This is a genomic window from bacterium (assembly GCA_016786595.1).
In the GTDB taxonomy this organism is placed as follows: domain Bacteria; phylum Bdellovibrionota_C; class UBA2361; order SZUA-149; family JAEUWB01; genus JAEUWB01.
On record JAEUWB010000030.1, the window covers coordinates 1 to 17624 of the forward strand.

General features: G+C 44.7%; 16 protein-coding genes. 4 read left to right on the forward strand and 12 right to left on the reverse strand.

What is annotated here, in order from left to right; all coding sequences use genetic code 11:
- The 3 genes from JNK13_04820 to JNK13_04830 all read left to right on the forward strand — a co-directional run.
- On the forward strand, positions 1-1176 hold a 1176-nt coding region (locus JNK13_04820), incomplete at its 5' end, for a DUF58 domain-containing protein (GenBank protein MBL7662059.1).
- Positions 1167-3443, forward strand: coding sequence for a transglutaminase domain-containing protein (locus tag JNK13_04825; GenBank protein ID MBL7662060.1), 2277 nt, complete (start codon positions 1167-1169; stop codon positions 3441-3443). The genes JNK13_04820 and JNK13_04825, both read left to right, overlap by 10 nt.
- Positions 3437-5446, forward strand: a complete 2010-nt coding sequence (locus JNK13_04830; protein ID MBL7662061.1) for a hypothetical protein — start codon at positions 3437-3439, stop codon at positions 5444-5446. Before JNK13_04825 ends, JNK13_04830 begins: the two co-directional genes overlap by 7 nt.
- Positions 5447-5460: 14 nt before the next feature.
- Here the strand turns inward: JNK13_04830 and JNK13_04835 are convergent, their stop codons facing one another.
- The gene (locus JNK13_04835) at positions 5461-6297 is read right to left on the reverse strand and encodes a hypothetical protein (protein ID MBL7662062.1); all 837 of its coding nucleotides are present in this window, start codon (positions 6295-6297) and stop codon (positions 5461-5463) included.
- Positions 6298-6352: 55 nt separating this feature from the next.
- Between JNK13_04835 and JNK13_04840 the strand changes: the two genes are divergently transcribed.
- Positions 6353-7378: an AAA family ATPase gene (locus JNK13_04840; GenBank protein MBL7662063.1), complete on the forward strand. Its 1026-nt coding sequence runs from the start codon at positions 6353-6355 to the stop codon at positions 7376-7378.
- A gap of 30 nt (positions 7379-7408) precedes the next feature.
- Here JNK13_04840 and JNK13_04845 read toward each other — a convergent pair whose 3' ends face one another.
- The 11 genes from JNK13_04845 to trpD form a co-directional block, all read right to left on the reverse strand.
- Entirely contained in the window at positions 7409-8734 is a 1326-nt protein-coding gene (locus JNK13_04845) for a thiol oxidoreductase (protein MBL7662064.1), read from the reverse strand.
- A gap of 186 nt (positions 8735-8920) precedes the next feature.
- Complete coding sequence (locus JNK13_04850) at positions 8921-9538, reverse strand: hypothetical protein (GenBank protein MBL7662065.1); 618 nt, start codon at positions 9536-9538, stop codon at positions 8921-8923.
- 108 nt (positions 9539-9646) lie between these two features.
- Complete coding sequence (locus tag JNK13_04855; protein MBL7662066.1) at positions 9647-10663, reverse strand: class I mannose-6-phosphate isomerase; 1017 nt, start codon at positions 10661-10663, stop codon at positions 9647-9649.
- An 8-nt stretch (positions 10664-10671) separates the two neighbouring features.
- Positions 10672-10953 (reverse strand): TrpR-related protein YerC/YecD, encoded by a 282-nt coding sequence (locus tag JNK13_04860; protein ID MBL7662067.1) that lies wholly within the window; start codon positions 10951-10953, stop codon positions 10672-10674.
- Positions 10954-11046: 93 nt separating this feature from the next.
- Positions 11047-12021 (reverse strand): chorismate synthase, encoded by a 975-nt coding sequence (locus JNK13_04865; protein ID MBL7662068.1) that lies wholly within the window; start codon positions 12019-12021, stop codon positions 11047-11049.
- A 22-nt stretch (positions 12022-12043) separates the two neighbouring features.
- Positions 12044-13285 (reverse strand): 3-phosphoshikimate 1-carboxyvinyltransferase, encoded by a 1242-nt coding sequence (gene aroA, locus JNK13_04870; protein ID MBL7662069.1) that lies wholly within the window; start codon positions 13283-13285, stop codon positions 12044-12046.
- A complete protein-coding gene (aroB, locus tag JNK13_04875) occupies positions 13270-14316 on the reverse strand; it encodes a 3-dehydroquinate synthase (GenBank protein MBL7662070.1) in 1047 nt (348 codons plus the stop codon). The genes aroA and aroB overlap by 16 nt, the downstream gene beginning before the upstream one ends.
- Positions 14303-15508, reverse strand: coding sequence for a tryptophan synthase subunit beta (gene trpB / locus JNK13_04880; protein MBL7662071.1), 1206 nt, complete (start codon positions 15506-15508; stop codon positions 14303-14305). The genes aroB and trpB overlap by 14 nt, the downstream gene beginning before the upstream one ends.
- Positions 15505-16113, reverse strand: a complete 609-nt coding sequence (locus JNK13_04885; protein ID MBL7662072.1) for a phosphoribosylanthranilate isomerase — start codon at positions 16111-16113, stop codon at positions 15505-15507. The genes trpB and JNK13_04885 overlap by 4 nt, the downstream gene beginning before the upstream one ends.
- Complete coding sequence (trpC, locus tag JNK13_04890; GenBank protein MBL7662073.1) at positions 16103-16909, reverse strand: indole-3-glycerol phosphate synthase TrpC; 807 nt, start codon at positions 16907-16909, stop codon at positions 16103-16105. The genes JNK13_04885 and trpC overlap by 11 nt, the downstream gene beginning before the upstream one ends.
- Positions 16906-17624, reverse strand: a 719-nt coding sequence (trpD, locus tag JNK13_04895) for an anthranilate phosphoribosyltransferase (protein ID MBL7662074.1), incomplete at its 5' end; no start/stop codon positions are given. The genes trpC and trpD, both read right to left, overlap by 4 nt.

The window sequence follows — 17624 nt, forward strand, 5'->3', positions numbered from 1 at the left end:
TTAACTCTACTGGCCCGATTATACTTTAAGTCACGAGTCGAGCTGACAGTTCTTGGCCAGGAGCAAACTCGAATAGCTCGATCAGATGTTGAGTTTACGATTTCGATTCGCCATACCAATGTCCCGCCATTTTATTGTCTAGAAATTAAGCCAAGCTTTATCCATCCACTAGCAACTCCAACTTTCATCTTACGCGGACGCTACCAACGACAAAATCTGACAGGCAAAATCCATTTCCCGCATCGCGGCAAATGGACAGTTGATCATCTACGCATCTCCTTGCGTGATCGACTCGGCTTAACTCAGCAAAGCTGGAAGGTGTATACTCCAAGCGAGTTCAAAATTATCGCCGCGCAAAAACCAATCCCAAGTTTACCGATCGCCTTCTCTCAATCACAAGAAGGAGACACTCCCGAAGATACTCGCGAGCGTAGCGGTGAGCATTTCGACATTAAACCTTACGCGCCGAGTGACGGTGTGCGTAGATTACTATGGAAGACCTATGCTCGCTCGGGCGAGTTATTCGTACGTCAACCCGAGCCGGCGCTGTTCCCCGAAGGAGAAGTAGCGGTTTTTGTAGTCGCCAACAAAGATGAAGACTACGTTGTCGGCGCATTTATGTCCTATCTGGAGCAACTACGCCTCGCCCAAGTTGAATGCCTACTTGGCACCGATGTCGCGGCTAATACGCTCCCCTTGGTTAAGTCTGGACTCAACTCTAAGACCAGTGAACAAGTTTATGAACTACTAATCAATTATGTCTTTGAGCGAACTTGCGGCTCTGGGGAATCTTTCGCTGAATATCTTCGAGAATTAACAAATCAGAAAAAACTCCCGGAACGGATAATTATTTTTGGCCCAGAAGAAAGAGCGAATTGGTTTACGAATATTAGCTCACAAGTCGGCGCTAGCACTCAAGCCAGCACCAAGTTAAGCGTCGCTCTAATCAAAAAGGGCGCTTTACCGCATAGCTCCGGAACCAATTTCATACTTAAAAATTTACCCAGCACTCTGCATAGGATTTTACCACTTAGCTACCAAGTAGAGAGGCCTAAACAGCAAGCAAAAACTGCCCAACAAATCACCAATGCCGGGGCACAATTAATTATTTGCGAATCGGCACAGAACCAGCAATTAGAAAAGCAGGTAGCGCGGAGAGACTCAGCTTGGCACTAAATCCCCTTGAAAATGCAGATCATGCAAAGCGCTTTTTGCTGCTCCAGACCCTGCGCTGCATTGGGGCAATTTGTCTACTGTATTTTGTCGCCAAAGCATCCGATCTTGGAACTTCAAACCTGCTGCTTAGCTTGGCAACCTGCAGTGGCATAATTTCCGCAGGGGTTCTCCTTGCCAGAGGAGTAAAACTCAAGGGCAGCTTAGCACTGCATGGCGCAATAGTTGCAATTCTTTATTTAGGTATTTTTCTGACGAGTTATTTGCTGCCCAGCACTAAGCCTGCAAATGATTTTTTCACCTATAGAATTGGTAGTCATCTCGACTTAATCCTTTTCAGCTATTGCCTGGCACATATATCAACATGGCTTTTTTGGACAAAACAACTCACCGATACAGTAGAAATGTTCGTGGCTAGTTCTTTAATCATCTGGCTCTTAGCTGGTCATCGCCAGTACCAACTTGACGCGCCAAAACGCATTGGGGAACTTTCCTGGTATTTTGGCATTGCCCCAGAGTGGCTTTTTCTAATCTTGGGGGCGATTGCCACAACCATAATTACGACTTATGCGATCAGTTCTCATCGGCGCGCCCTGTTTAATTGCTTAAATCCAGTCGCTAAGCGCGGCAAACTTCAACCCCTGGCAAGTATTCTGATTACGCTGCTGTTACTGAGCTGCCTAGCGCTTTTGGCAAACAACATCAAGCAAAGCTACGCCCAAGAAATGGATCGGAGTTCCGAAGGGGTAGGACGCGATCAAAACAAGGAAGGCGACAGCAATTTAGGATTTCACTCAGCAGTCGGAAAAACCAAACAACCCGCCGCCCTCGTGCGCTTCGAATCAGATTACCGTGATAACCCAACTGCTCCAATGCTCTACTTCCGCGAAGGCTCACTATCGGAGTTTAATGGCCATGAATTGGTTCTAGCATCGCCTGATTACGATCGCGATGTTCCGCGCATTAAACCTGGAGAGCCCTACACAACGATTGGGAAAAATAATTACGACGACGAAAAGAATCGCACAGAAATCGTGCAGTCTATTTTCCTACTGGCAGAACATCAAGCCCCCTTCGGTATTGATTACCCCACTTCAATCCGTGCCCTGGGTAACCCCGACCCAAAGAAATTTTTACTTGCATATCAAGTAACTTCCTTAGCGCCACACGTTAACCCGGAAACGTTAATTGACTCTGCTAGCGGCGATTCGAGTTGGAGCAAATTAATCTGGGATCATTATTTGCGCGCTCCAGGAAGCAAAAGCTTAAAACGCTTCGAACTTCCAGCGACTGATTCTGCTACACCAGTGCTGGATGAATTTGGGGAAGACTTACGCTATGCCATGCTTTCAAAGCTTCTGACCGAGGGCTTGGAAAATGACGTGGAGAAAACTTTAGCAATCACGCGCTACCTCTCCCAAGAAAGCATTTATACACGTCAGCCTAATCATACTGTACCAGCAAATGGCGATGCCGTTGCTCCTTATATCTTTGCACAAGAAAAGCGCGGCTACTGCGTACATTTCGCCCACGCTGCAGTTTACTTACTACGCCTCGCAAGCATTCCTGCTCGAATCGGCACTGGTTATTTAACCGACTTGTCTTACGCCAAAGATGGGCACATCTTACTGCAGCTCGGTGACCGCCATGCTTGGCCCGAAGTTTACATCCAAGGTTACGGCTGGGCAGTGTTTGATATTCAACCTGCAAGAGCAGAAAATGAACCGACCTTAGTGCCGGATGAAAAACTACTTGAAGATTTAATGAGTAAAATTGATCCGATTAAGGCAAATTTTCCTCCAGGTAAAAGCGAAGCTTCCAATCAATCACTCGATGACGAGATTGGTCAGTCCTTACTAAATACAAAATTCTTACTTATTACAGTTTTATTACTTGCCAGCCTGTTTGTGATCGCCAAAGGATACTTACGATTTGCCTGGAAATTTACGAGCGACCCGCGTAAAAAAGTTGAACTGGCGCATCGATCGCTATCCTTACTAGCTGCAGATTTGGGGAAATTTAGAGATTGCGGAGAAACGAGACTTGAATTTGCCAAGCGTCTATCCGAGGAAGAGCAATTTAGTCTTGAAAGATTAGCCCGCGCGCATGAGCGAGTGAAATATCAGGCACTGGAGACTCAAATTGAAATCACGAACACTGATGCCTTAGTCAAAGAATCGCTTAATTCGTATGAACGCAAACGCGATCGATTTAAACGCGCCCTCTCCTTTTTCAGCCCCTTATCATTTCTGAGGATTTCGAAATGGTAAAGTTAACATTTTTTCGTCATTGCGATCCCTTCGGCTACACTCAGGATAAACTCCGCGTGGCAATGATGGCAGTTGCGATCCTATCTTGGAGTTGCTACGCGCAATTTAGCGGAGCACAGACTGCACTGACTCCTGCAATCGAGAATCTCGAGGAATCTTCTGATGTCGAACAGTTAATTGAACAAGCTGCAGAACTTTTCGTAGCTAAGCGCCCAATTGATGCACGTAATAAACTACTTAAGGCAGCAGAAGTTGCGCCGAACGATTTTCGCCCGCAGATGTATCTGGGAGAATACTATCTGGCTCAAGTTGGGCATTTTCGCCTGGCACTTAAATATTTAAAGAATGCGGAGCAAATCTTTAATGCGCTTTATAGCGACGGCAAGGGGAATATTAAGAATCCAGAACGCTGGAAAGATCACGCCAATCTTTTATATTTACTAGCTGAAGGATTCTTGAATTTAGATCAATATCAAAAATCGCTAGAAATTATTGAGAATTTCGAATCTCGTTATTGGAGGGATTCTTTGCCCGGCACCAAAGCCTGGGTCTTACTTAAACTCAAGCGTGTCGATGAAGCGATTAAAGTCGCACAAGCAGGAATCTTACGTGGCGCAGAACCCGGAAGAACATTTAATATTTTAGGCATACTATTTTCGGTTAAAGATACGCGCGAGCTTTCACTTGACGCTTTTGCCCAGGCGCTTGAAGCTGAAAAAGCTCTGGGTAGCCTGGGTCAACCGGCTACTCCACTTAACAATGCCGGCGAAGTCTACCGTGAACTTTTTCGTGATGAAGAAGCCGAAGGTGCCTGGCGTAACGCGCTTTCTTTCTCCGATGGCTGTGAACATATTTTACCAAGCTTAAACTCTGCAATTCTTTTTACCGATGAATTGCGCTTGCTGCAGGCAAAGCGCGCGTTGAATGATTTTGAGGCTTGCTTTAAGGCTCAAGGTGACAAAGCCGATACAGAGCACCGCGGGTTAATTGCTCTACAGCGTGGCAGAATTGCTCTGCACTCAGGGCAACTCGATCAAGCCCTAGCCGAAATCGAGAAAGCACGCGAACGCGAACAGTGGTTTGGTAAAATCGGCACAAATGAGAATGACTTACGCTTTGCGGCAACAATTGCGGCAGCTCAAGTTAATCGGGACTATCTTGCCGCCAGTAAAGATCGTGCCTACCCGAGCATTTCTTCCTGGGCCTATGCATTTGTCGAAAACATGGAAAGACGGCTACGCTCTTGGTGGCTATTTCGACGCGCTCGTACCATTGCGATTGAGGAATTAGAAGACTTCGAGGATTTGTCAATCCGCAACACTGACTCGATGCTTGAATACCCGACACTGGGTGAATTAACTGCGGGGTTTCCGCGACGAGCTTTTGCCCGACGCATTGCGCGTATTGAAGATTTGGACAAGCGTGCTCAAGCTAAAATATATTACCGTTTTTATCTTTTAATGAATGAAATTGCCCACGGAAAGACGGCACGCGCAGAAGAAAAGCTAACTGAAATCTTAAATCAACTTCGGCCCTTTGATCGCCTAATGCGCGCCACTGTGATCGCTCAGATTATTAAAGTCCGTAAAGACTCCCGCTGGTTTGGTCACTTCCCCGATACAAGCGACTACCCACTAGTTGAGCAATTATTTTTACTTGCCCCTGCTTCAATTCGATCACTAGACTTAAAGCTGCCAGTCAGAGTTTTAATTCCAGAAAAATCAAGTGACTTACTGGAAACACTTGTAAGTAAAATCACGAGTCGTAGATTTATTAAGCAAAATGAGAATTCACGCTTCGATTTACGTTTTAGTGAAAGCTCAGGAGATCAAGACATTATTTTGACTGTGCAACTTGAAGATCGTCAAGCGGGACGCGTGCTCGTATCTGTTGCCGATACCGTGCAAGATACACGCGCAGATCGCGCACGTTTTATCAACAATGCACTCGAAGAGATTTTTTCACACAAAACCGACCCGGCAAGTCGTGAACAGTTGTTATAAAACATGCTCCGGACTTAATAGCGAAAAACACCAGCTGTAAAAAAGACGATATCCTCAGCATTGTCATTTAAGCCAACTTTGAGACCTAAAAAGTCAATCATCACTTCAGAATTCACAAGCCAGGTAACTCCACTATTGATGTAGGGTTCAAGCTCGCTATCGGAATAATATCCTGCATATTCGAGGTAAATATCAATCTTTTCTGAGATCGATGTTGTAAGTGAAGCCGAATGCAGAGTCCCCAACTCATGGCCATCTTCAGCATGATGCGACAGGTCCAGCGCAAGCATTGTGGCCAAGTAATTCGCAGCATTAATTTCCATGCCATAAAGCAAGGCTGCCCCACCTTCGAGGTAATGATTATCCACATCGCTTCGAGTAATTGGAAAGGAAACAGAAGTCACAATTCCAAGAGCCGTACGGCCTTCGTCGTTACCAAATAGATTCATTTTAGCGCGTGTCGACATTTTACTTGGCCCCTCAATGTCGCTCCAGGGGCCTTTTTCAAATGCGGAGTTTAATCTTTCGCTTTCGATTGAATACGGAGTAAACCCCAGCTGTAATTCCGTGTCATTTGTTAACCCAATCTTGAGCAATGAAGGAACTGCGGTGAAGCGCTTAGTCTCAGAGTCGCCGGGGCGATCACTGAATCCATACTCGAAGAAATTACACTCAAACTGGAAATGACCCGCATCGACCGTCTGTGCAGCTTCGGTAATATCATCTCCTGTCATGTCGCGCATTTCCGCTTGAGGCGTAGGTTTAAAAAGCGAATACTGATCTTTATCGACGGCATCTGCAAAACTTGGAAATAAAGTGACAAAAGCAAGGAATCTTGAGATATTTTTCATCTTTAAGATTTATATATTAAAATATTAAACAATTTTATATACTCAATTAGTTCCTATGCATGCACCACATCCCAATCAAGATCAAACAACACGAAGTTTTTGCATCGAACAAGCAATTCGCGTTGTAGCAACACTAGAAAATTCACTGAAAAAGATCATTCGCGGCCGCGATGATACAATTAAATTATTACTCACTGCCTTAATCGCAGATGGCCACGCACTCTTAGAGGATTATCCTGGTAGCGGGAAAACAACTCTCGCCAAAACGCTCGGAAATTCGATTGACTGCAAAGCTAACTTTTCCAGCCACGAAACTCCTTTTGCTCAATTTCGCCGTGTGCAATTCACCCCAGATCTTCTCCCTTCAGATGTTCTTGGCGTAAACGTCTTTGAACCTAAGTCGGCAACATTTCGTTTTCAACCAGGACCAGTTTTTGCACATATCGTCCTGGCCGATGAAATCAACCGCACGGGACCTAAAGTCCAAGCTGCATTTCTGGAGTGTATGGCTGAACGCCAAGTCTCAATCGATGGCACAACTTACCCACTGGATGAGCTATTTTTTGTAATCGGCACGCAGAACCCGCTTGATTTTGCTGGCACCTACCCACTCCCGCAAGTTCAACTCGACCGCTTTTTACTCAAAATCCCGATGCGCTACGTGGATGCCAATACGGAGCTTGAAATTCTACAAGATGCTGAGCAAATCACGGATGATGCTAGACATGTTACTGCAGTAGTCAGGCGCGAAGAAATTCTTGAAGCGCGTAAAGCAAGTGAAGCTGTAGCCCTGATTGATCCAATCCTGCAAACAATTGTCGAAATTGTTCAGGACAGTCGTAAAAGCCCCTTGGTCCAATTTGGTGCTTCAACTCGTGCGGCTTTAATGTTTAAGCGCGCGCTGCGTGCTTGGGCAATTGTTCAAGGTCGCGACTACGTCTCCGAGGATGATGTGAAAACGCTTACGCCATTTATTCTGAGGCACCGTATACGCTTTCATGCCGGGGTTGGCGATCAGGAACGTGCGTTTTGGGACTTAGTTTCCCCTGCTTTAGAAAAACTGATCAGCAAACGAGTGTAAGTAGCTCTACTAAAACTACTCCTTAGAGCACTATAACGATTTCAAGAACTGAATCACGGCTGCCCGCTGGTTGGCAGGTAAATTCTTAAAATTCGTCCGCGAGCGGCTCGATTCTCCACCGTGCCAGAGGATTGCTTCTTCAATTGAACGGGCGCGCCCGTCGTGCATAAAGCGTGCCGAAATTCCTGATTCATTAGCAAGCATTTCGCTAAATCCTAATCCCCAAAGTGGAGTCGTGCGCCACTCCGACCCATTCGCACTGTAGTCGGGGCGATTATCAGACAAACTCGGCCCCATATCGTGCAAGAGCAAATCAGTAAAAGGATGAATCGTTTGGTTGGCAAGCTCAACTGGAGCATCTGGGCTAGTCTGCAAAGTCATCTTGTGACAATCTGCGCAGCCAATTGACTGGAAGAGACTTTTGCCTAACTGAACCGTTGGATCATCTTGGTTACGTGCTTTGGGCACGCCAGGAATTTGCTGATAGACAGTAAGCCTATCTAGTTCATCGTCAGAAATTTCAGCACTTGCCGCGCCATTTAGTAACGAACTCTTAATCCCCATATCCAGCAACAAGGCAGCTACCGTCTGTTGTTCGACTGTGGGCGCAGAAGCTTTAAATCCAAATCGACCGAGAGAAAAATTTCCAGTTCTCACATCAGGAATGTAATTTGGTTTTCCCGAAATGCCATCTCCATTACTGTCTGTCGGGTCACTTAGAGCAAGAATTGTTTCTTCCGGAATAAACTCAAGCAAGCCAAGCCCAATCAAAAGTGGGCTCATCCTCAGCGAATGACGCAATCTGCTACTACGAATTCCAGGTATTTTAAAACTTAGTTTTGGTTTGCGAAGTTTAAAACGCGTGCCGTCAGGGTATTTTCCCGAAATATACTCCCACTTAAGTTTAATATCATACTTTGCTCGGCCATCAACACGTTGATCTTGTATTTGCGTGCCAATTCCAGGAACTTTCTTCGCACCACCATCACGCTCTCGGCCCTTAAGGCTAACCTTGATCACCATCGAACTGCCAAGATCGAGTGCATTATTGCGCCCATTAAAACTCAGTGACCCCTTTCCGTTTTGCAAATGACATCCGCCACAAGAAGCGTTTACAAAACGCGACCCCAAACCCTGCTCTCTGGTAACGATCCGATGAAAGACTGAAAACCCTGTGAGCTGCTTTGTCCGACGTATTTCGTCTGTGACATTTGGGGCAACGACTTGAATCGCATTATGACCAGTTAGATCGGTTGAAAGTTCTCCTCCAAGATTTGTTAAATCTTGAGCACTAACAATTTGCCGTGGTAACACCACAGTAAAGACAATAATGATAATACTCCAAACCGACTTCAAATTGGCCTCAGTAGGCTGCCTGTGAATTAAACGCAAAGCACAGCTACATTCTTGTTATGGCTTAAAAAGGCAAGTTTGCTGCCTTAAGCGCTTACCCGCATTATATAGGATTTTTTTGAGCTTTATCAACAAAAACGGCCTAACTCTTTCGAGCTAGGCCGTTAAAATCAAACATTTATGGTTGATTTAGTTCATTCCAGTTGTAGTCGTAGCAGCTTTCATGGCGTCATTTGCAGCATTCATTGTCGCAGTTGCTTGATCCATTGCTGTTTTTGTCGCAGTATTTGCAGACTTCATCGCCTCGCTAGAAGCTGTCATCGCTGAAAACTTTGTCCATTGAGAACTTGCCATTGTCAAATAATTTGCAGCATTTTTCCCAAAGGCATCGCGATTAGCAGTAGATGAGAAGAAGTAAGTTTTACCCTCGTTACTCCAAAAGATTGTTGGATTACCAGCAACTTGCTTGCCAGTGGCTAACTCATAAGCATCCCAACCGTTAAATTGCGCTAAATAAGTTGTAGGACTTGCATCAAACATTTTCTTGGCTTCAGCAGTGCCAAAGTAATAGGTGCTGCCTTGGTAGGTCGTGCTAAATTCAGGCTTTCCCTTGTAAGCTTGATTCATTTTTTGAAAAGCAACTGGGCAATAACCGTCATAACCGATTTTTGTAGTGCTCGTTGTAACAGTTGCTGTCGCAGCTGTGGTTGTATGAGTTGGGCTTGTAGTTGTTGTTGGAGGTGTATCTGCTAATGCAATACCAGCCAACGAAATACTAAGTGCAGAAACTGCAGCTAACTTACGCATATAATTTTCTCCTTGTTCTAAGTCTGAGGAAAATCCTCGGACTACTGACGTAACGGCAAGGACTTTATTCCAGCTCGTGTTAGAAACTCAACAAAAGAATGTAGATCATCATCTATCCGCTGTAGAATGAAATACCGTTGCATTGTGTAGATGAATTTTAGCAACACTCGACTGCGGATTTCCCAATACGGGGTTCATAAGGCAGCCATCACCTGGCTTTAATTCAAGATTTTCAAGATTAGCAGAGCCCTCGAGAATGACCAATAAATCCCTACTCGATGCATTGAGAGTTAATAGTCCTGTGCCTTTATATATTCGAAGGCTTAAGCCCGCTCGTATTGAATCATACTTTAATGCGCTTATCGAGTCATCGTTACTACTTATTGCTTGCCCCTTTAAAATAGCAGGTCGAACTTCCGATTGCAGCTCACTACGTAACTTCTCATACGCAGGCACATCAATGAATTTCTCAGTTAGTCCTAGTCTGATCACGTTGTCAGAGTTTGTAATCAGCTCCACTAAATCTCCAGAAAGATAGGCGTGCACCAGGCCCGGTTCAATCACGATTGCCTCTCCGGGTGTTAAATCCCATTCTTTTAGAAAAAATTGAGCATAGCGATTAATTTGCTCCGAACCAGTTTTTAAGAGTTCTGAAAATAAATCTGCAACGTTAGCTCCATTACTTCTCGCAGAAAGAAGTTTGTCGAGCTCGGGAGTTTCTTGGAGGCGCCTGTCAAGTTCTGCTCTAGAAATAAAACCCGCTAAAAGTCTTACAGGAGTCAGCGCTACTGCGAGTTCAACCTTTTCACGGTCATCTGGATATTCAACTGGATTACTGTAATGCAAAATGCGGGCAAGTTTTTTCGTCGGGTGAGTCTGAACCGAAAGTGCTTGAGCCACAGATAAAATTTTAAAGAGATAAGGCAATTCGCAGGTTAAAGCGGCCTCTGAGTCTTGATTAACAATTGTAGCTGGCCCTTTAGGGTGCGCGCCGTACCATAGTTCAGCCGTTGGCCTGCTCCGGTCTTGTGTTGGGGAAAGTTCAAAGGCTAGGCCTGAGGCAACTTTTCCCCAGTTATAGTGCATCACATGCGGTTTAATTTTAAAAATATTTGAGTTGGACAATCTGCACTTTAAAATCGTGAAAGTACTAACTTATAACCACTGTTCTTCCTTTGCACACATTTTGATACCCTGGCAACAGTGGTCGAGCTAAGTCCTGTTTCCCGGGAAACTTCGAGGTAGGTGCGGCCTTCATTCAGCCGTCTGGCGGCTAAGAACCGTCGCGTAAATTCCTCTAACTCCACGCGACTAAGCAGATCGCTCAGAAATTCGTTGGTTTCTTTAGGGGTCTTTAAACGGCAAAATGCTTGGATGAATTGCTTCTTAGCTACATTGAATTTAGCTTTAGTCATAGTTAAAAGTTTCCTCTTAATCTTGATAATAAATTCATCTTTGTTAATTAACTAAAATGAAATTTCTCAACTGTTCACCAACGATGACAATATTTAATTTAATTGTGAAGCTAAGTCGGCTAAGACGATTGCTGTCATCGCTTCAACCACAACGGGCACGCGCAGTGCAATGCATGCGTCGTGGCGGCCTTGAACTGAGATTGTTGTCTTGTCGCCAGATTGCATGTCGATTGTGTTCTTTTCTTTTTTAATACTAGAAGTGGGCTTTACTGCCACACGAAAGATAAGCTCATTGCCGTTAGTGATGCCACCGTTGATACCGCCAGAATGATTGGTGCTTGTATGACCCGAGGCATCAGTAATTTCATCACCAAAAGCACTGCCTTTCATCTTGGCGCAAGCAAAGCCAGCGCCAAATTCAATGCCCTTAGTTGCAGGAATTGCAAAAATTGCATGCGCTAGGAGCGATTCGACAGAATCAAAAAAGGGCTCACCCAATCCAACAGAAAGGCCACTCACGCGACACTCAACAATCCCGCCGACTGAGTCGCCTTCGTTTAAGGCTTGATCAATAGCTTGGTCGATATCCTTTTTGCCAAAAACTTCGATTACCCTAGCTTCAATCTTAATTGGTTTTAATAATTTCTTCGCAACAACTCCGGCGGCAACAATTCCTGCCGTAAGTCTGCCCGAGAAATGCCCGCTGCCACGAAAGTCATTAAAACCGCCAAACTTTTTATAAGCAACAAAGTCAGCATGTCCAGGTCGCGGAGTGTTTTTAATTTTGTCGTAATCCTGAGATTTTACGTTTTCATTTTTAAATTCTATCAGTAACGGTGCACCCGTAGTTTTACCTTGAAAAAATCCGGAACGAATTAGCGGGATATCTTGCTCCTTACGCGGCGTAGTCCCCTTAACTCCCTTAGCTTGGCGACGCTCCAAGTCAGGCATAAAGTCATCTACACTCAAAGGAATCCCAGGAGGGCAACCATCAATTAAAATCCCCACAAGCTCTCCGTGAGATTCCCCCAAGACACTTACTCGAAAATTTCTTCCAAATGAATTCATAGCGAAACTCTAACAGGCCGCACTAATGCATTAAAGACCTTAAATCATCAAAAAACGTTGGATAGGATTTGGCTACGCTTTCAGCTTGATCAATTTCCACCGAACCTGAAGCTTTAAGCCCAGCTACTGCTAAGGCCATGGCAATACGATGGTCAGCATGAGCCAAAACTACTGCCCCAGAAAGACGACTAGCTGGGATACAAAGGTAGTCATGCTCAATTGTAAGCGTTGCACCAAGCTTTGCGAATTCCTGAACCAACACTTGAGCGCGGTCACTTTCTTTATGCGCTAAGCGATGCACACCTTTAATTCTCGAGGTGCCTTGGCAATTAAGAGCAAGTGCCACAAGTGGCGGGAATAAATCGGGGCAGTCGGTGGCATCAAATTCGAAAGCGCTTAAGTCACCGCTGCTAACTTCAATTGCAGTTTCTGAAATTTTCACGCCGGCTTTGGCCATTTTCAACACCTCAAGAATGATTTTATCTCCCTGCTCACTTTGAAGATTTAAATTTTTGAGCTTGATTTCACCTGCTACTGCACCAGCTACTAAAAGAAATGCCGCCCCCGACCAATCACCTTCAAGCGTATATGTCCTTGCTTGGTAGCGCTGATTGCCTTTGATCTTAAAATGCGTGCAAGCCGCGTTAGCCTCAATCTCTGCGCCAAAAGATCTGAGTAGCTCTAAGGTAATATCGACGTAAGGCTTGCTTTTGAGATTAATAACTTGAATCTCAGAATCGACTTTAGCCAAGGGAAGCGCCGTGAGAAGCCCAGATAAGAATTGCGAAGTCACAGAGCAATCTACAGTGACTCGATTGTTCACAATTGGCCCAGTAATTGTCACCGGCAAAAGCCCCTGATTGGTTTTAACCTTAACACCTAACTCCGTTAAGGGTTTTTCAATTAAATCAATTGGACGCTTTCTAAGGGATCCAGAACCTGTGATAAAAATTTGCTGATCAAACAGGCCCGCAATCGCCGTAAGTAGCCGCAAAGATAAGCCCGACTCACCACAATTAAACTCCTGGCGATAGAGTTTATTTGTCGGCACGATCTCTACGCGGTCCTCAAAACAGTCTAAATGCGCCCCAAGTCCAACGGCGATATCAATTGCAGCAAGTGCATCTGCAGAGTAGCACGGATTTACAAGCACACTTTTGCCGTGTGCTAATGCGGCAACAAGAATTGCGCGCTGCATTATGCTCTTTGAAGCTGGCGCACTTAATTCGCCGCAAATCGTGCTTGGATTTATGCCAATGCGCATTGGATTAACTCTTCTGCAATAGCAATTGGAAATTTCTCGACCCGAGCCTTACCAATCTCGTCCAGTAAAATTAAATTAATCTTATCGCCGCGGCGCTTTTTATCCGCAAGCATTAATTCTGCATATTCTTTCTTCAAGACTTTAAGATCACTAGGCAGTCGATAGATATCTAAGATGTTCTTGACGCGCTCCAAGTCAGACTCGGAAAGACAACCTTTGGATTTTGCTAGCTTAGCAGCTGCCATCATCCCGATACTAATTGCATGCCCGTGGGGAATACAATCAACTTTCTCGATTGCATGTCCTAGAGTATGTCCAAAATTTAAGAGCATTCGTGAGGACTCTTCCGTTTCATCAGCTTGGACAACTTTAGCCTTGATCGCAACAGCACGTGAGATCATCAAAGCCAGCGTTTCATAGTCGCGAGCGAGAACTTTAGCAGCTGAGCTCTCCAATTGGTTAAAGTAATCCTGGTCAGCAATTAGGCCGGCCTTGATCATCTCAGCACAGCCACTAACATATTCAATATTGCTTAGTGAATTCAAAAACTTTTGATCGCAAATCACAAACTCCGGCTGCCAAATTGTTCCAATTTGGTTTTTAGCGACACCTAAGTTAACCCCATTTTTACCACCAACACTGGCATCAACTTGAGCAAGTAGTGTGGTAGGAATAAAACCCAGGCGCACCCCACGTTGGAATGTAGCAGCGACAAACCCAACTGCATCAAGCACTGCCCCACCACCCACACCAACAACTAAGGCATCGCGGCCATAGTCATGCGCGATCAGCTTCTGATAAAGCATTGAAATATTGGTCAGTGTCTTAATTGATTCCCCCCCGGGAATAGGCACAATCTGACCATGTGCTTTTAAATTAGAGCACATGGAGGCAATCGACTGATCGATAAAAAAGATCGGCTTAATTTCAAGCTTAAGCTGATTCAATGCGTCAAGCATGTCAGAGAAGATAACTCTGGATGTCCGCTGCTGCAGTTTATTCGTTGAAAAATCTAATTTAATTTCGTGCATGTTGATATTTTCGATAAGTCTCTAGATCCTTATCACCTCGCCCACAAAGATTTAATACAATAGTTTTCTCACTACCATCACTTTTTCTTTCCCATTTAGTCCGCAGTAAATAAGCAAGCGCATGGGCTGGCTCAAGTGCTGGTAAAATGCCCTCAAGCTTTGATAATTCAAATGCTGCAGCTAAAGCTTCGTCGTCTGTTGCTGAAACGTAAGTAGCCCGGGCTGTATCATGTAAATGTGCATGTTGCGGTCCAATTCCAGGGTAATCCAAGCCCGCAGAAATAGAATGAGTTTCCAGAATCTGTCCATCTTGATTGTGCATTACAATTGTGCGACTTCCGTGCAATACCCCCTCACTTCCAAGCGCAAGTGTTGCTGCAGACTCTCCAGTTGAAAGTCCCCTACCAGCCGCCTCTACCCCGATTAACTCCACGCTGCGCTGATCTAGAAAATGATAAAATGCGCCAATTGCATTACTGCCACCACCTACGCAAGCTATCACTACATCTGGTAATTCTGTGCCAGTTTTTTCTTTAAGCTGCTGCTTAATTTCTTCGCTAATGACCGATTGAAATTTCGCAACTAGCGCAGGATAGGGATGTGGCCCAACCACAGAACCGATCACATAGTAAGTTTCATCGGGATCATTAATCCAAGCGCGGATCGCTTGATTGGTTGCATCTTTCAGTGTGCGGCTGCCACTTGCAACTGGATGGACCTTAGCGCCAAGCATCAGCATGCGCTCGACATTGGGTGCTTGGCGCGCGACATCAAGCTCGCCCATATAAACTTCACAGGGGAAATTAAGCAGCGCTGCTGCTGTCGCCGTAGCCACGCCATGTTGCCCTGCGCCAGTTTCAGCAATGATCCGCTTTTTGCCCATGTATTTAGCAAGTAAGGTCTGTCCAATCGCGTTATTAATTTTATGCGAACCCGTATGATTTAATTCCTCGCGCTTTAAAAATACCCGAGCACCGAGATGCTTGCTTAAGCGCGACGCAAAGTATAGCGGACTGGGGCGCCCAATATAATCTCGAAATAAAATTTGTAGTTCTGCCTTAAAATTTTCCTGATTAGTAATATTTTGATAGCCCTGCAGTACTTGGTCGACAGCCGCGCGTAAAATTTCGGGCACATATGCTCCACCGAATTTACCAAAAAATCCCCGATCATCTGCCTGGTAATTAATCATAGTCTACCTGCTGCTATTGCAGCTTTCACCTTTTCTATATTTTTAGTGCCGGGTGCATCTTCAAGTTTAGAATTCAAATCAATGCCGATAAAGCGTGGATGCTTTTTAAAAGTTTCCTTGATCTGCGGAATCAATTCGGGGGCAATCCCTCCAGCAAGCATAAAAGGAGTATTGCCACGATAAGCATCAAGCAGCTGCCAGTCGAAAACCTCACCACTGCCAGAAACCTGACTATCCAGCAAAAGTAAGTCCGCGTTGGAATCAGTCAAATCGCTCAGTGCCTTAACATTACGCGCTTCGATAATTTCAAGTTTAGGAAAGCTTGTCCGCAGAGTATCTAAAAGTTTTGGATTTAAATGATAAATTTGCACCGCATCAAGTTGATATTGCCCAATCATTGCAGTTAAAAATTCAATTTCAGGTGACTGAAAAACACCGACAACACTAGTCGCTACCTTACTTTGCAAAGCACTGAGAATATTTAAATCTTCGCCAATAAAGCGTTTAGATGCGGGAACGAAAATTAATCCAATGTAATCTGGAGCTAAGCCAAGAATGCTTTTGATTTGATCAGCACGCTGGAGGCCACAGATCTTAATTTTCATTTTTTCCGGCCTCTAACACTGCTGCAATGAATGTCTTGCAAGCTTGCTGCGGTATGGGCTCTTTCATAAAGACTTCACCAATCAGCGCACCATGAAAACCTGCTGCTTTGAGCTTCAAAAAATCAGCTGGAGTCTTAATCCCACTTTCACTGATGCGAATCGAGTCCTGTGGCAATAAACTAATCAACTCAAAAGAAGTTTCAAGTTTAGTCTGGTTAGTTCTTAAGTCGCGATTATTAATCCCAATTACCGAAACATTGTCGGTTAAATGCGATTCAATTTCGCAAGCGTCATGCACTTCGAGTATAACTTCTAGGTTTAAAGCACGTGCAAATTTAGCTAATCTCTGCGTATCCGCAGCAGACAAGACAGTGGCAATTAATAAAATTGCATCTGCCCCTAAGGATCTCGCTTCAACAATTTGGTATTCATCAATGATGAAATCTTTGCGTAGAATTGGACAGAAGTTATACTTACGCGCGGTAGTTAAATCTTCATCTTTGCCATTAAAAAAGGGCGTGTCAGTTAAAACAGAAAGCGCAGAAGCACCAGCCTGCATGTAGCCAATCGCTAATTCTTCAACATTAATATACGGATTAATTACCCCAGCTGATGGTGAGCTACGTTTAATCTCAGCAATCACTCCAACCTTATCTGGACGCTGCAAGTAGCTCGAAAGCGAAACTGTGGGAGAGGAAAAATATATGGATTTTTCAAGCAAGGCAATTGGATACAAAGCCCGACGTTGCGCAAGGTACGTTTTCTTTGAGTCAATAATCTGATCTAAAATATTCATCCAATTAATTTCTCCAAAATATTTTGCGCCTTGCCACTCAGCAAGGCTTCGCGTGCCCGCAAAATCCCTGTAGGTAAATCCACTTTTTGTGCTAACGAAATTAACATTCCCGCATTAGCAGAAATAACACTGATCTCTGCCAAACAAGCTTGGCCGGAGATAATTCGTTTAAATGCCGAAACATTTGCGGCAATTGATTCGCCGGCCACAAGTTCTTCAGGCTTAATCCGTGTCGCCAGAAAATCCTCAGGCTCAAGAATACAGTCTTTTGCTTTAGTAATAATCCGCACGGGACTTGTTAGTGAAATCTCATCATAGCCATCGAGCGAATGTACAATTGCAAAATTACTGTGCTCGTTTTGGTCCTGGTCCCCTTCGTGTAAAAATCCATAAAGCCTTAGCAGAGCCAAAGAATTGACGCCTAGAAGTTTCGTCTGCGGGCGCGCTGGATTAACAATCGGACCCAGGGTGTTAAAAAATGTTTTCATGCCTAAGCCCTTACGCAGCGGCGCAAAGGCTTTCATTGCCGGGTGAAAATACGGTGCATGCAAGAAAGCTATGCCTGCCTTATCAAGTGAGGCTTCAACCTCACTTTGCGTGGTTGGAAATTTAAGACCCAAAGCTTCAAGGACATTCGATGAGCCGCATTGAGATGAAACCCCGTAATTTCCGTGCTTGGCGATTCTTACTCCTGCTGCAGCAGCAGTAAGCGCCG

Bases quoted from the DNA above. Each gene is read 5' to 3' on its own strand.
- JNK13_04850 (MBL7662065.1), bottom strand. From the start codon at position 9,538: ATGCGTAAGTTAGCTGCAGTTTCTGCACTTAGTATTTCGTTGGCTGGT.
- JNK13_04840 (MBL7662063.1), top strand. From the start codon at position 6,353: ATGCATGCACCACATCCCAATCAAGATCAAACAACACGAAGTTTTTGC.
- trpC (MBL7662073.1), bottom strand. From the start codon at position 16,909: ATGAATATTTTAGATCAGATTATTGACTCAAAGAAAACGTACCTTGCG.
- JNK13_04860 (MBL7662067.1), bottom strand. From the start codon at position 10,953: ATGACTAAAGCTAAATTCAATGTAGCTAAGAAGCAATTCATCCAAGCA.
- JNK13_04885 (MBL7662072.1), bottom strand. From the start codon at position 16,113: ATGAAAATTAAGATCTGTGGCCTCCAGCGTGCTGATCAAATCAAAAGC.
- JNK13_04830 (MBL7662061.1), top strand. From the start codon at position 3,437: ATGGTAAAGTTAACATTTTTTCGTCATTGCGATCCCTTCGGCTACACT.
- aroA (MBL7662069.1), bottom strand. From the start codon at position 13,285: ATGCGCATTGGCATAAATCCAAGCACGATTTGCGGCGAATTAAGTGCG.
- JNK13_04835 (MBL7662062.1), bottom strand. From the start codon at position 6,297: ATGAAAAATATCTCAAGATTCCTTGCTTTTGTCACTTTATTTCCAAGT.
- JNK13_04865 (MBL7662068.1), bottom strand. From the start codon at position 12,021: ATGAATTCATTTGGAAGAAATTTTCGAGTAAGTGTCTTGGGGGAATCT.
- aroB (MBL7662070.1), bottom strand. From the start codon at position 14,316: ATGCACGAAATTAAATTAGATTTTTCAACGAATAAACTGCAGCAGCGG.
- trpB (MBL7662071.1), bottom strand. From the start codon at position 15,508: ATGATTAATTACCAGGCAGATGATCGGGGATTTTTTGGTAAATTCGGT.